The following is a 12,885-nucleotide window of genomic DNA, read 5'->3' as shown; positions in this document are numbered from 1 at the left end:
TTCTTTCTGGGCTGTACTTTTTCATTTGGTGAACTTCCTTTCGTTCGAGGATATTATAGTCCTCTCCCAAAATGTGTCCACTAAATCATCCTAACACCAATAGGAAAAGAAATTGGACGTATCTATATCTGAGTGTTTAACGGAATAAAATGCTTATTGATAATAAGCATTTTATATCAGTTGTATTTTTTAGTTAGAGATTCCGTCATTTTGCTTTGTTAGCAGTAGTAGTTTTCTGCTTTAAACGGAAAGTGTAGAACCGTTTGCGGATGGTTAGGTATAAAACCTTTTTCTACATATTGTTTTGGGAGGAGCGGTCGCAATAAAATCATAAGTACAGATCGTTATCTTTAAAAATCTATTAGGAATCGATTTGACTTTGTAGAAGAAAGGAGAGAGCGATGGATCATAAGTTTGGTAAATTAGATCATCAAGAAATTTTGAAATTGATTCCTCAAAAATTTCCATTTCTGATGGTTGATTCTATTGAAAATCTTATAGCAAACAAACAAGCCGTTGGAAAAAAAAAAATAATCAGGGAAGAGCCCTTCTTTGATTGCTTGTACAGTGAGGAATTGATTATGCCTGAAGTGCTGTTGATTGAATCGGCGGCTCAAGTGGCGACACTTATGATACTTTCGGATTCGGTAGAAAAGAAGAAAAGGATATATGTCAAAGGGATTAAAAAAGCTGAATTTTACCACTCGGTTCATCCTGAATGCGATTTATCAATTGACGTTAATATTATTGACAGCAGCAAAGAGACGCTCCTTGTCGATAGTAAACTTACTGTAGAAGATTACGAAGTCGCAAATATTCAATTAAAATTTTGTGTTTAATAATAGAGGAGGATTTTTAAATGGAAGAGAAAGTGTTGGAAATAGTTACAGAAGTCTTAATTGAGGAAGGAGATCCAAAAGAAGTAAAGCTTGATTCAAGATTTAAAGAAGATTTGGATTTTGATTCAATGCGTTTTTTATTACTTATCACATCAATCGAGGACGAGTTTAATCTCGATTTAATTGATGTTGAGTTAGAGAATATAGAGACTGTCTCTGATGTGATAAAAAGATTGGAAGTCCCATTATAATGAGTAGAAGAGTAGTTATTACTGGATTGGGGCCAGTAAACCAGTTGGGTATTGGTTGTGAAGAGTTCTTTGGGAATTTGTATGGTAATGCCAAATCAATTACAAAAAAAATTCCTGATAGTTTAAGAGAGCGTTTCAAGATAAGATCAAAGTTCTATATCCCCAAAGTCGAATCAAGTGATTTAGGACTTGAGAAGAAATACTCGAGGTTAGTAACAGATAATTCTTTATTGGCAATTAAAGCCGCTGAACTAGCGATTGATGATTCAGGGCTAATGGTTGACAAAGAAAATGAGATATCAGTGATATTGGGTATTGCAGTAAATCATTTAGGTGATGTTTTTGAAAACTACGAAAACTATATAAATGGTGCAGGAATAAACCGTATGATAAGCCCTATGAGTATGCCAAATGCACCGAGCGCTTGGATATCAATAGCTTTGGGGTTGTACGGAGATAATCAGATAATTAATACTGCTTGCGCTTCATCCACCTATGCTATTGGTGAAGGATTTAGAAAAATTAGGAATGGCCATAGTGATGTAGTAATTTGTGGTGGTCTGGAGTATTTATTTGACAAAAACTTATCGATGATAAAAAACTTCGATTCTCTGACTGTATTGGATAAATCTGATAATGGAATTCCGTTACCATTCTCAAAAAAAAGAAGCGGGTTTCTATTTAATGAAGGAAGTGGCTGCTGTTTAGTACTTGAAGATTATGAGAGTGCAATGAGTCGGAACGCCAACATTTATTGCGAGATTGTAAACTATGAATCACTATGCGAAGCACATAGTGTACTAAATATAAAAAGTGATGGTTTTTTCGTAAAAAAGATGCTAAAAGACTTAATAGGAAATGAGAAAATTGACTATTATAATGCGCATGGTACCGGTACAAAATTGAATGATGAAGTAGAGACAAGAGTGTTCATTGAACTATTTGGTGATAAAGCAACTCAACCATTGATTAATTCAACCAAAGGCTTTTTGGGACACAGTCTCGGAGCCAGTGGAGCGATAGAAGCTGCGGTATGCGCTCATTCAATAAAAAATAATGTAGTTCATAAGAATAATATCGTTGAACCTATTGAAAACTTAAGATTAGTTCCTCAAACAGCACATTGCGAAATTAATACAGCGATATCAGCATCATACGGTTTTGGTGGTCATAACGGAGCGTTATTATTTAAAAAAATATAGGAGTGTTCTCATGAAAGAGTCTTCGTTCGTTAGCACAGATTATCATAATAAGTATACGATATGCCTCACAAAAAAAGATAATAGCGAGAGTTTAGAAAGCAAACTAATATTTCTATCTAATTTCAAACAAATACTGACAGTATTGAAAATTCTGGAAAAGGATGTAAGTATTTATGGTCCCGACTTGATACATTTTCAATCTATCAAAGATAAAATTATAGGGAAATCTCATGAAGAAGTAATACAAGAATACTCTCCAAATAGAATTACAGCAAATGATGTTTTTGAAGTTATTGATAAAATTGGCTTACCTTTGGATTACAGAATTAACTTAGATATGAACGGATTTAATATAGATAAAAAATTAGTGCACAAAGATAAACAGGATAATGTGATGCTAAAAAGAGTCTACAAGGTATCAGATTCATCTCATTATTGCTTTGAGGCGAATTATCAGACCGATGAAATAATTCTGGATCATGTTCATGAGGATCATGTTGAGTCAACCATATTAAATGAAATATGTAGGCAATGTTCTACAGTGAGCCTTAATCTATCCGAGAAAACATCGAAAATTTTCATTGTTTTACAAGAAAGAAAGCTATACAAGAATTTTGTTAATCGAAATTCATCCTGTATTATTCAAACAATTTCATTTGGAAAAAAAGCAGGTACCGGTTTCACAGTGCATGCAGTTTATCAAAATGAAAAACTGTGTTTAAAAGGTTTTGGAACAGGAATAAATTATCAAAACCGAGATGACTATAGAAAAATATAAGGAGTTAATAAAGTGAAAAATATTAAATTGATCGCATGCGATATCGACGGAGTTCTTTTAGAGGATACATTTAGTCCAATACTCCATACTTTAGCAAAAAAATTCGGATACCCATATACTCGTGAGTTAGAGCGAAATATGTTTTCAAGACCTCGTGAAGAGTCTTTGCAATATGTCTTACAAAATTTTAAAATTGATGCTAAAAAAATTCCAGTAATGGTACAGACTGATTTAATTAAGTACTATTTTGAAGAGAGAAATAACTATATGAGTAGTAATCCAAATGGATTAATTAATGGGGTGCCTGAATTTTTAGAGAGAATTTCAAAACTAGGAATAGAAATGATTTGCTATGGTGGATTGCCTGAGAATGAAATTATCGATGACTTTAAGCCTTATCTTAAATATTTCACGAAATATATTTGTACCAATGATTTTCGTCCTGGCATAAAAGAAATAACTACAGAATTTCATAAATTAAAATATAGTGAAGTTTTGTTTATTGATGATGTGAATACTGTTGCTGAGGTCGCAAAAGATTTAAATGTTCCATTTATTGGAATTCCAGCGGATCATGATTGGGGATATCAAAAAGACGATATGAAAAGAACTGGTGTCAAACATATTGTCCAATCTGTAAATGATATTGATGTGGAATTAATAATGAAAATTGATCGTGAAATAGAAGAAAATCAATTGTGGGAAAAATAGCTGTTTATTTATTTTTTTTTAAAATAAAGAATATCACAAATAGGCATATTTTTGATTTGTCAGAATATTGTTTAGTAAAATTAACGTGGTGATGTTAATGAATATTAAAGAGTTAAGGGTTGAAAATAGACTTTCCCAAACAGAACTTTGTAAAATATTAAATTGTAGTCAATCACTTTATTCGATGTATGAGAACGGAATCAGGAATGTTCCTTTAGAAACTGTTGTTAAGTTATCGTTTCTATACAAGACAAGTATAGATTATATTGTAGGAATAACAGATGTATCTGCCCCTAAAAAGAGAGCTTCTATTGATAAAAGATACATCTACTATTGGGAATTTCTTGGTGTAGAGGAGAGTTCTGATGAAGGTTAATATTGGTATCTGCGATGATAATCGAGAAGATAGTGAGAATCTTTCTTCTGAACTTTATAAATTGCTGCATACTGATTCAACCAGTATTAATATTTTTGAGAGTAAAGACTCCTTACTAGAATCAATAGTGAACGATAAGAAAAGAATAGATATACTTTTTTTGGATGTTGAGATTGGGGAAGAAAATGGTATAGAACTTGGCAGACTTGTGAAAAAAGAGTATAGATTTATAAAAATTGTTTTTGTATCAAGTTTCCCGAAATATGTTTTTGATTCTTTCGAAGCATTTCCGATTTCTTACTTATTGAAGCCAATAAATCCAACACAGCTAAAAACCGTTCTTTTCTACTTGATTGACGAATTTGAGAACCAGCAAACTGATTTAATTAGTTTTAAGGAATATCACAGTAAAAGAGAAATGTGGTTAAGTAGCTCAAAGATTATTTTGGTAAAAGTCGAATCTTCCAAAGAGAAAAAATTGAAATTGCATACATCGGAAGGTGAATACACTATTCTGGGTAGAATGAAACCTTTTTTTGATAGTTTAGATAAATCGAGTTTTTGTCAAATTTATAGGGATACAATAATTAATATTGACCATATAAGTAAAGTCTATTCTGGTCGAGTTTACTTGAGCAATGGGATGCTAATTGCAATTAGTAGAAGATATTTAACTTCATTTAAGGAACACTACCACAAATATAAGATTAAAGAGATTTGGAAATGAGCTGTATCATAGTGATCACATCAATAATTCTAACTTTCTTTGAGACATATTTGATCTATGCAATGTTGAGATTATTTTCTCACCCTAGAAAAATGTCAGAGTTTAAGAAAATTGGAATTCAGTTTGTCGGAGTCACTATGCTGTATCTTCACTTCTTTATTGAGTTTCCACCATATGTTAATAGTCTGGTTTTATTATTAGTGATAACTCTTTTTCAAACTATTCTTATGCATTTAAACTCTTTCCAAATTGTTTGGGGAGTCATAATCATTGTAATAAATACAATATCCGAGGTTATTGCCTATTACATTTTAATGACAACTCAAATGGATTTGGAATCTTCATTTGTCACAGAGGTGTTTTTTTTACTAGCGATTTTCCTTAGATTTCTTGTCTACATTTGTATGAAATCGGTAATATTAAATCGCACTCTTGGATTCTCCACAATAGTATTTTTGGCGATATTCTTTGTTGTATTAGTGTATCTTCTAATTTATTATGTCTGGGCATCAAAAAAAATATCACAATTATTTTTGGTCTGTATTGTCGTTTTAATGAGTTGTAATTTCTTTATACTTCTCAGAGAGTTACTCTTCGAAAAAAATAAAAATGAAAAGTTACAGTTAAGTTCAAGAAATATTTTGCACAAAGAATTTTTATCTGAAAGTTATAACAAATCTTATGAAAATTTCCATAAAATGATTCATAACCAAAATAGAATACTACTCAATTCTCTTAGTTCGATTGATCAAAAAGAGAATCAAGACTTAGTCTTTCAATTGGAAAGAATAATGCATTTATCGAATATATGTCTAATAAATTCCAGAATATCAGATTTATATTTAGACTTGGTTTTAAATTACTTCGATCAGTTTTTCATTAGCAACGAGGTAACAATAAAAAAAATAATTGATTTGTCTTCTAGCAGCAACTTTTTTGAAAATCATTCTTCTCAAATTTCATTAATAACCTTATTAGAAATCGGAATTGAAGTATCCAAAGTTCAACTTAATAAGGAAATAAAACTAAGAGTATTTGAGCAACAAAACTCTTGTGTCATCAATATGGTCTGCTGTTTTGAAGAAAAGAATTACGATGTAGAAAAAGTTTCGAGTGATGTTCTTTTTTTAAAACAGATTGAAAAAAATTTCGATGTTTTTCTCAATATTGATGAAAGTGATAACAGATTAGATATCTGCGTGATTTATTCAAAAAACTAAAAGGGGCTCAAACTATTTTGGAGCGTATATCAAAAAAAATTGCTTTTAAACTATTAAAATATAATAGCGGATGGACAAATCAAGAAGAAGTATTGTTGTATTCCATACAAGTGTTATTGGAAAAGTCTGTAGTTTTTACTTCACTAGTACTAATATCAATAATTTCTGATACGATTTTGGAGACCCTATCAATATATCTATTTATGAGTTTTTTTAGGAATTTTATTGGTGGCAAACATGCCAAGACTTTCTGGAAGTGTTTCCTGATTTCTGTAGGTATAATGCTACTTGCTTTAGTCCTATTTTTTTCTATTTCACTCACATTATTTTCAGAGATTTCATTGTCATTGCTACTATTTTTAATAGCTGTACTGCTATTTAGAAATAGTGAAAAAGCTCTAAAAAAAATAGGTATGGTAGTAGTTTTTTTACTGTTGGCATTAATATTAAAGAATACTTTTTTATCAAAAAGTATTTTGGTTTCATTGTATATCACTGTATTAACAAAATAATTTGAATCAGGAGGCTTAAAAAAATGAAAAAATTTCTAATCAAAAATGGTTACAAAGGATTAAATTTACTGGTGCTTTTGACAACAATTGTTTCAGCAAACCAAAGATGCTCATTCATTTTTCACGAACCAAAAAAACCAGATGGACTGAAAAGTTTCAGAGTGAAATAAGGTAATCCTCTTTCCAACTAGAAAGTTTCTTGACAAACTACATATATGATATATACTGTTTGTTGAGTTATAAATTTTAGTTGGAGAGGAGGTTTTTTTATGTCTTATTCAACATCATTTCCACTTGCGGTCGAAGTTATTCTGTTCATTCATATTAATAATGAGGACCACTGCCATGATTACCTGTCAAAGAGAATAATTTCCGAAAAATTAGAAGTTCCAGTGCCAACGGTATCAAAGGTTATATCAAAATTAATTCATTCTGGACTGCTTGAATCAAAAGAAGGCGTAAAAGGTGGTATTGCCTTAGTTAAGCCAATCAGTGCTACGACTTTATTTGAGGTATTTGATGCTATTGAAAAAGGAAATCCCTTATTCAAAATACCTAATAACCTTAAGGATGGTCCTGACTTTGTTGGAAAAATGTTTGCTAAGGGCACTGACATTTTAACAAATGCAGAGAGCAGCATGCTTAATTATTTAAAAGGTTATACGCTAAGTGATCTAATGTAAAAAAAACTTGTAATGAGTTTTTTTTTGAATGAAACTGAATATACAGAGTATATCGTATATTTAATATATTTATTTAGATGGAGGAAAAAAATGGGATTTATAAAGTTTAGAAATGTAAAAAAGATTTATAAAACTGGAGAGATTGAAGTTGAAGCCGTGAAGGGGGTTAACTTTAGTATCGAAAAGGGAGAGTTAGTTATTATTGTTGGAGCAAGCGGTGCTGGAAAAACAACTATTCTAAATATGTTAGGTGGAATGGACGATGTTACCAGTGGAGAAATTACAGTTGGGGATGCAAATATTAGCAAGTACAGTTCAAAAGAGTTGATTGAGTATCGAAGAGAATCTGTTGGATTTGTTTTTCAGTTCTATAATCTTGTTCAAAATTTAACGACGTTAGAAAATGTCGAACTTGCTTCTCAGATATGTAAGAATCCTCTAGATGAAATGGAAACATTGAATCAAGTAGGTTTATCTCACCGAATAGATAATTTTCCCTCACAACTATCAGGAGGTGAACAGCAAAGAGTTGCTATCGCAAGAGCCATAGCTAAAAACCCTGAGTTATTATTATGCGACGAACCGACTGGTGCGCTGGACTATGAGACTGGTAAGAATATTTTGAAGTTACTTCAAGAAACTAGTAGATTGCATGAAAAGACAGTAGTAATCATCACTCACAATACAGCGTTTGAATCAATAGGAGATAGAATTATTCGGGTAAAAAGTGGAACAGTTGTTGAAGAAAAAATTAATAGACATCCAATTTCAGCTGAGGGAGTTGTTTGGTAATGGGCAAAGTGTTTAATAAAAGTAGCCGTAAAAATATTTTTGAAACACTGGGAAGATACTTATCATTAGTTAGTGTTACTTTCTTGGGCGCAGGTGTGTTCGCAGGACTTCTCGCGATAGCACCAGAAATGAGAGAGACAGCAAATAATTACTTTGATAAGTATAATTTAATGGATGTGAGGTTACAGTCTCCATTAGGTTTTACTGAGTCAGATGTAGATAAAATTAAAAATATAGATGGAGTGTCAGTTGTTCAGGAAGGAAATTGCATTGATTCAATTGGAGAAGTAGATAATGAAAAATATACTATGAGAATCCATGGTTACTCCAATAAAAAAAATAAATTGAATACACTCGAAGTTATTGAAGGTAGACTCCCAAAAAAAAGAGATGAAACGGTTATCGTTATTCCACCTGATGGATTGGAAAATATTACCATTGAAAAAACAGTTCATCTTGATTCCAAGGACTTAGAAGGAGCTATTCATAATAGTAAACTGAAAGTAGTAGGAATAGTAAAAAGCCCAATGTACCCACATAATAAGCAAGCAAATACATCAAAAGGCAGCGGGAGCATAGATTTTGTTTTGTTTACTCCTCAAAAAAATTTTATAAGTGAAATAAAATCAGAAATTTTTGTAAAATTTAAATCGACTAATAAATTAAATAGTTTTTCTGATGAATATGAGGAGAAAGTAAATAAAGAAGTAAGAAAATTAAAAAGTTTTTCCAAACCTCAAGCAAAGGGTAGATTTATTGAAGTCAAAGAAGAAGTTCAGGAAGCTCAGAAAAGGCTATCCTTAAAAAGGAATGACGTTGAAAGAGAGTTTAATGAAATTCAAAATCAACTTAGCCAAACAAGCGATGACTTAAAAATTCAAAATAATTTATTAGTTACTCAAGATGCCACTCTTCAAAAAAATAGATCATCTATGTCAATAGAAGAGTATAATCAAAAAATCTTCGAGCTCGATTCAATGAAAGACAGAATTGAAAAGGCTGAAATTGAATACGATCAGAAAAATTCAAAGTTTGAAGAAGGAAGAGCCAAAACTACCAGTGAATTAAGGAAAGCACAAGAAACTATAGACAAGGAGGAAAAAGACTTAAGAGAAATAAAATCTCCTCAGTGGTTTTTTGAGACAAGAAGTCAAAACCAAGGTTATGCAATTTATAAAGGAGATGCACAGAGTATGGCCGGTATGGCCTCCATTTTTCCAATCATCTTTTTCTTGGTCGCTGCCTTAGTTTCCTTAACTACTATGACTAGAATGATTGATGATGAAAGGATTCTGATTGGAACATTCAAGTCGTTAGGTTATTCAGATAAAAAAATTGCTTGGAGATATTTAAGTTATTCTATTTCTGCTACATTAGGCGGTAGTGTCCTTGGAGTTTTTTTAGGCTTCAAAGTATTACCAAAAATTGTTTGGGATGCTTATTCTCATCAATATAGTGTACCAGATCCAAGTTTAAGATTTCATTGGCTATTTGCATTTCTTTCTATAGTTACGATGCTACTGATTACAACTGTTGTTACTTATCTAACTATTCGAAAAAATTTGAAAGATACGACATCAGAACTGTTATTACAAAAATCGCCTCCATCAGGAAAGAGAATTTTTCTTGAAAAACTAACCTTTATCTGGGGGAAACTTTCTTTTTCTCAAAAAGTAACTCAACGAAATATTTTCTTAGACAAGAAGAGGATGACCATGACAATTATCGGAGTTGTAGGAAGTACAGCGTTGTTAGTAACTGGTTTTTCTCTGAGAAGTAGTGCGAATCATTTCCCTGAACAACAATATCAGCAAATAATGAAGTATGATTTAGTAGGTAGTCTTAAAGAAGGAAAAACTGATTCATCAGATTTTTGGGATTTCCTTGATGATAAAAAGAATGTGTCAGAATACCTCTTGTTAAGAGAAGAATCAATAGAAATTCAATCCGACTCATCCAACAAGGAGAGACATTTTATAAATTTAGTTACTCTCGATAATTCAAAAAAAATCAATCAATTCATTGACTTGAAGAATAAAAAGAGTAAGATCGATTTTTCTCAAAATAGTGTAGTCCTAACAAATAATATTGCCAGAATTCTTGACGTAAATACCGGAGATAAGATTAAAGTTAAATTACTAGATTCTGCAGATTTTTTAGAGATGAGGATTACAGGTATCTCAGAAAACCTCGAACTTAATTACTTGTATATTTCTAGTAAATTATACACTGAGAAGTTTGATCAAAAGCTAAGTTTAAACACTGCTTTTATTAAAATACCTGATAAGGTAAATTCTGGCACCGTTAAGAAAAAGACAGGTAACATTAAAGCATTTAGCAATGTTGAATTGTCAGATGAGAAAATGGAAGAACTAAAAGAGAATTTGAAAAGTATAGACATGGTCGTAATAATTATGATCGTTTTGGCCAGTCTACTCGCTATTGTGGTTTTATACAATGTCACGAACATAAATATTGAAGAAAGAAAAAGAGAAATAGCAACTATCAAAGTGTTAGGTTTTTATAACCAGGAAACGAATGCCTATGTTTTCCGCGAAACCATTGGACTATCAGTGATGGGTACCATTATCGGACTATTTTTAGGAATTTTTCTCTTTTTACAAGTAATACAGTCTATTGAAACCGAATTCTATGTTTTTGATAAGTCATTAAGTTTTGCTCCATTCATTTACGCTGCGACTTGTGTGCTTTTTTATACTATATTTGTAAATTTCATGATGATGCCCAAGATAAAAAGAATTAACATGTTGGAATCCCTTAAGTCAAATGAGTAACTTTAAACGAAATAAAAGGATTGGTGTAGAATGCAAAATGGAATATCATTTGTGGTCTTAGGTTGTATATTTCTCATCATCTTTCTGATAATTGGAATTTTGAGTCTTCAAAATGAAAAATATTTGTTAAAATTTGACATCCCAATTTTACTGATACTCCATAGAATGAACTCAAAAAGAATCATTTCTGTATGCAAATTTTTTAGTAGTTTAGGAAGTATACCAACAATTATTGGTATATCAATTGTTTTGATACTTATCTGTCTCATTGAAGAAAGACTTTCTTATATTCCATATATTCTAATCAATAACCTTCTTTTAGGAATTGGTAGTAATTTTTTAATCAAATTAATTTTTAGAAGAAGGCGTCCCCGTGGAAAGAAATTGGTGAGAGCGACTAACACCAGCTTTCCAAGCGGACATACAATGAGTACTCTTATATGTTATAGTACTCTATTTTTCCTGTTAAATCAGAGTATCGGTGATGGTTTAATTAGTTTAATTCTATCAATAGCTGTGTTTTGCTTGATTATTTTAATAGCTATTAGTAGAGTCATCTTAAGAGTTCATTACCCTTCAGATATTTTGGGTGGATTATCTCTAGGTTTGTTTTTAGTATCTATAACAAATTTCCTTTTTCTTGTTTAGATTACTACACTATATAAAAGCAACTGTTGAAACTTTTATATCTCTTTCCCTTGAACTAAATGTGTGAGGATCAGAAAAAGCTCAAATTTGTAATTAACACAAATTTGGGTTTCTTTTTTTGATTTAAGTTCATCAATGTAATGACATTGCCTCTTCGTAAGTCTCGGAAAAAGGAATTCTTCTATTTTTAAATACACTAAAATTCAAATAATTTAAAAATAGGAATACTTTTTAATAGGACTATAAGTCCAATAATGTGCCTCTAATGTTTGAATAGTGTAAAATCAACATCCGAGGTGCAAACAATGAGATTAAAAGAACTACGAGAGTTACATGAGAAAAAACAAAGAGAGGTGGCTGAGTTTCTCCATTGTGATCAATCATTGTATTCGAAATACGAAAGAAGTGAAAGAGAAATTCCACTTTGGGTACTAATAAATTTATCGTATTTTTATCACACTAGTATTGATTATCTTGTTGGATTGACAGATGAACCCTCACCGTATAATAGAAATGACAAGTATGATACTAATAGTTAATCAAATTGAAATATAGAGGCTGAGTTTAAATTTATGATAAAAATTGGAATCTGCGATAACGATGAAAATGAATTAAAGTTTATTCGGAAAATTCTCGCATTAGCAGCAGTAAATATGGAACTTGATTTTAAGCTCTTCTTTTTCAATAATGGTGAGTCACTAATCAATTTTTATAACAATAATCAACTTGATATTTTATTACTTGATATTGAGTTAGATAAAAGTGATGGAATTGAAGTTGCTGGATCAATAAGAAATCTTTTTTGTGATCAGACAGTAAAAATTATTTTTATTTCAAGCCATAGTGAGTACGTCTTCAAATCATTTGATGTTTCGGCATACCATTATTTAGTTAAACCGTTAAATAGTGAAAAGTTAATAGAACTAGTTTTAAAGCTTTATCATGAATTGACTGAACTTGACGATAAAAATCTGATAACTATCAAACTGAGATCAGGTGGAGAAAAACAAATATTACGCAAAAATGAAATCGTATCTTTTGAGCTTATCGATTCTCCCAAAAGATGGATTTCTGTGTCAACAATGAAAGGATCATATGATACTACTGGTAGACTAAACACATATTGGGAGGACCTGAGAGATTTTGATTTTTTCAAAGTGTATCGATCAATAGTAATTAATCTGAACTATTTGAATAGAATTTCTGCATCTTCTGTTGTTATGGATAATGGAATTCAATATCCACTTTCTAGAAGAATAAAAAAAGATCTCAACGATATCTATGCAAAGTTCATGCTAAAAACCTATAATAGAAAAAAAGATTTGGAATAGTAAAAATATTCCAAATCTCT

Annotated in this window: 16 protein-coding genes; all 16 read left to right on the top strand. The window is 31.1% G+C overall.

The window, feature by feature from the left end; translation table 11 throughout:
* Window positions 1–401 precede the first annotated feature (401 nt).
* The gene (locus tag E6139_RS21640; RefSeq protein ID WP_316405622.1) at window positions 402–839 is read left to right on the top strand and encodes a hypothetical protein; all 438 of its coding nucleotides are present in this window, start codon (window positions 402–404) and stop codon (window positions 837–839) included.
* Between the two features lie 20 nt (window positions 840–859).
* Window positions 860–1,090 carry a phosphopantetheine-binding protein gene (locus E6139_RS21635; protein ID WP_316405621.1) on the top strand — a complete coding sequence of 77 codons (231 nt, stop codon included), beginning with the start codon at window positions 860–862 and terminating at the stop codon, window positions 1,088–1,090.
* Window positions 1,090–2,292: a beta-ketoacyl-[acyl-carrier-protein] synthase family protein gene (locus E6139_RS21630; protein WP_316405620.1), complete on the top strand. Its 1,203-nt coding sequence runs from the start codon at window positions 1,090–1,092 to the stop codon at window positions 2,290–2,292. Before E6139_RS21635 ends, E6139_RS21630 begins: the two co-directional genes overlap by 1 nt.
* A 10-nt stretch (window positions 2,293–2,302) precedes the next feature.
* Window positions 2,303–3,070, top strand: a complete 768-nt coding sequence (locus E6139_RS21625; RefSeq protein ID WP_316405619.1) for an AfsA-related hotdog domain-containing protein — start codon at window positions 2,303–2,305, stop codon at window positions 3,068–3,070.
* Window positions 3,071–3,082: 12 nt separating this feature from the next.
* The gene (locus E6139_RS21620; RefSeq protein ID WP_316405618.1) at window positions 3,083–3,781 is read left to right on the top strand and encodes an HAD family hydrolase; all 699 of its coding nucleotides are present in this window, start codon (window positions 3,083–3,085) and stop codon (window positions 3,779–3,781) included.
* A gap of 97 nt (window positions 3,782–3,878) precedes the next feature.
* Window positions 3,879–4,157, top strand: a complete 279-nt coding sequence (locus E6139_RS21615) for a helix-turn-helix transcriptional regulator (RefSeq protein ID WP_316405617.1) — start codon at window positions 3,879–3,881, stop codon at window positions 4,155–4,157.
* Window positions 4,147–4,884 carry a LytTR family DNA-binding domain-containing protein gene (locus E6139_RS21610; RefSeq protein ID WP_316405616.1) on the top strand — a complete coding sequence of 246 codons (738 nt, stop codon included), beginning with the start codon at window positions 4,147–4,149 and terminating at the stop codon, window positions 4,882–4,884. The genes E6139_RS21615 and E6139_RS21610 overlap by 11 nt, the downstream gene beginning before the upstream one ends.
* Before the next feature lie 11 nt (window positions 4,885–4,895).
* Window positions 4,896–6,104 (top strand): hypothetical protein, encoded by a 1,209-nt coding sequence (locus tag E6139_RS21605; RefSeq protein WP_316405615.1) that lies wholly within the window; start codon window positions 4,896–4,898, stop codon window positions 6,102–6,104.
* A gap of 17 nt (window positions 6,105–6,121) precedes the next feature.
* On the top strand, window positions 6,122–6,616 hold the full coding sequence (locus E6139_RS21600; RefSeq protein WP_316405614.1) for an accessory gene regulator B family protein: 495 nt from the start codon (window positions 6,122–6,124) through the stop codon (window positions 6,614–6,616).
* Window positions 6,617–6,639: 23 nt separating this feature from the next.
* The gene (locus E6139_RS21595) at window positions 6,640–6,786 is read left to right on the top strand and encodes a cyclic lactone autoinducer peptide (RefSeq protein ID WP_316405613.1); all 147 of its coding nucleotides are present in this window, start codon (window positions 6,640–6,642) and stop codon (window positions 6,784–6,786) included.
* Between the two features lie 99 nt (window positions 6,787–6,885).
* Window positions 6,886–7,299 carry an Rrf2 family transcriptional regulator gene (locus E6139_RS21590; RefSeq protein WP_316405612.1) on the top strand — a complete coding sequence of 138 codons (414 nt, stop codon included), beginning with the start codon at window positions 6,886–6,888 and terminating at the stop codon, window positions 7,297–7,299.
* Window positions 7,300–7,389: 90 nt separating this feature from the next.
* The gene (locus tag E6139_RS21585; RefSeq protein WP_316405611.1) at window positions 7,390–8,091 is read left to right on the top strand and encodes an ABC transporter ATP-binding protein; all 702 of its coding nucleotides are present in this window, start codon (window positions 7,390–7,392) and stop codon (window positions 8,089–8,091) included.
* The gene (locus E6139_RS21580) at window positions 8,091–10,886 is read left to right on the top strand and encodes an FtsX-like permease family protein (RefSeq protein WP_316405610.1); all 2,796 of its coding nucleotides are present in this window, start codon (window positions 8,091–8,093) and stop codon (window positions 10,884–10,886) included. Before E6139_RS21585 ends, E6139_RS21580 begins: the two co-directional genes overlap by 1 nt.
* A 30-nt stretch (window positions 10,887–10,916) precedes the next feature.
* Window positions 10,917–11,534: a phosphatase PAP2 family protein gene (locus E6139_RS22920; RefSeq protein ID WP_410470560.1), complete on the top strand. Its 618-nt coding sequence runs from the start codon at window positions 10,917–10,919 to the stop codon at window positions 11,532–11,534.
* A 305-nt stretch (window positions 11,535–11,839) separates the two neighbouring features.
* On the top strand, window positions 11,840–12,073 hold the full coding sequence (locus E6139_RS21575; RefSeq protein WP_316405609.1) for a helix-turn-helix transcriptional regulator: 234 nt from the start codon (window positions 11,840–11,842) through the stop codon (window positions 12,071–12,073).
* Between the two features lie 33 nt (window positions 12,074–12,106).
* The gene (locus E6139_RS21570; RefSeq protein WP_316405608.1) at window positions 12,107–12,865 is read left to right on the top strand and encodes a response regulator transcription factor; all 759 of its coding nucleotides are present in this window, start codon (window positions 12,107–12,109) and stop codon (window positions 12,863–12,865) included.
* Window positions 12,866–12,885 lie beyond the last annotated feature (20 nt).

It is taken from the genome of Enterococcus sp. (assembly GCF_032555305.1).
In the GTDB taxonomy this organism is placed as follows: Bacteria; Bacillota; Bacilli; order Lactobacillales; family Enterococcaceae; genus Enterococcus_A.
The sequence above is the reverse complement of the archived record's forward strand: the minus strand, read 5'-3'. Positions and strand labels throughout refer to the sequence as shown.

Coding starts and splice junctions, on each gene's coding strand:
- E6139_RS22920 (WP_410470560.1), top strand. CDS start 10,917: ATGCAAAATGGAATATCATTTGTGGTCTTAGGTTGTATATTTCTCATC.
- E6139_RS21630 (WP_316405620.1), top strand. CDS start 1,090: ATGAGTAGAAGAGTAGTTATTACTGGATTGGGGCCAGTAAACCAGTTG.
- E6139_RS21635 (WP_316405621.1), top strand. CDS start 860: ATGGAAGAGAAAGTGTTGGAAATAGTTACAGAAGTCTTAATTGAGGAA.
- E6139_RS21590 (WP_316405612.1), top strand. CDS start 6,886: ATGTCTTATTCAACATCATTTCCACTTGCGGTCGAAGTTATTCTGTTC.
- E6139_RS21570 (WP_316405608.1), top strand. CDS start 12,107: ATGATAAAAATTGGAATCTGCGATAACGATGAAAATGAATTAAAGTTT.
- E6139_RS21610 (WP_316405616.1), top strand. CDS start 4,147: ATGAAGGTTAATATTGGTATCTGCGATGATAATCGAGAAGATAGTGAG.
- E6139_RS21625 (WP_316405619.1), top strand. CDS start 2,303: ATGAAAGAGTCTTCGTTCGTTAGCACAGATTATCATAATAAGTATACG.
- E6139_RS21580 (WP_316405610.1), top strand. CDS start 8,091: ATGGGCAAAGTGTTTAATAAAAGTAGCCGTAAAAATATTTTTGAAACA.
- E6139_RS21595 (WP_316405613.1), top strand. CDS start 6,640: ATGAAAAAATTTCTAATCAAAAATGGTTACAAAGGATTAAATTTACTG.
- E6139_RS21575 (WP_316405609.1), top strand. CDS start 11,840: ATGAGATTAAAAGAACTACGAGAGTTACATGAGAAAAAACAAAGAGAG.
- E6139_RS21615 (WP_316405617.1), top strand. CDS start 3,879: ATGAATATTAAAGAGTTAAGGGTTGAAAATAGACTTTCCCAAACAGAA.
- E6139_RS21585 (WP_316405611.1), top strand. CDS start 7,390: ATGGGATTTATAAAGTTTAGAAATGTAAAAAAGATTTATAAAACTGGA.
- E6139_RS21640 (WP_316405622.1), top strand. CDS start 402: ATGGATCATAAGTTTGGTAAATTAGATCATCAAGAAATTTTGAAATTG.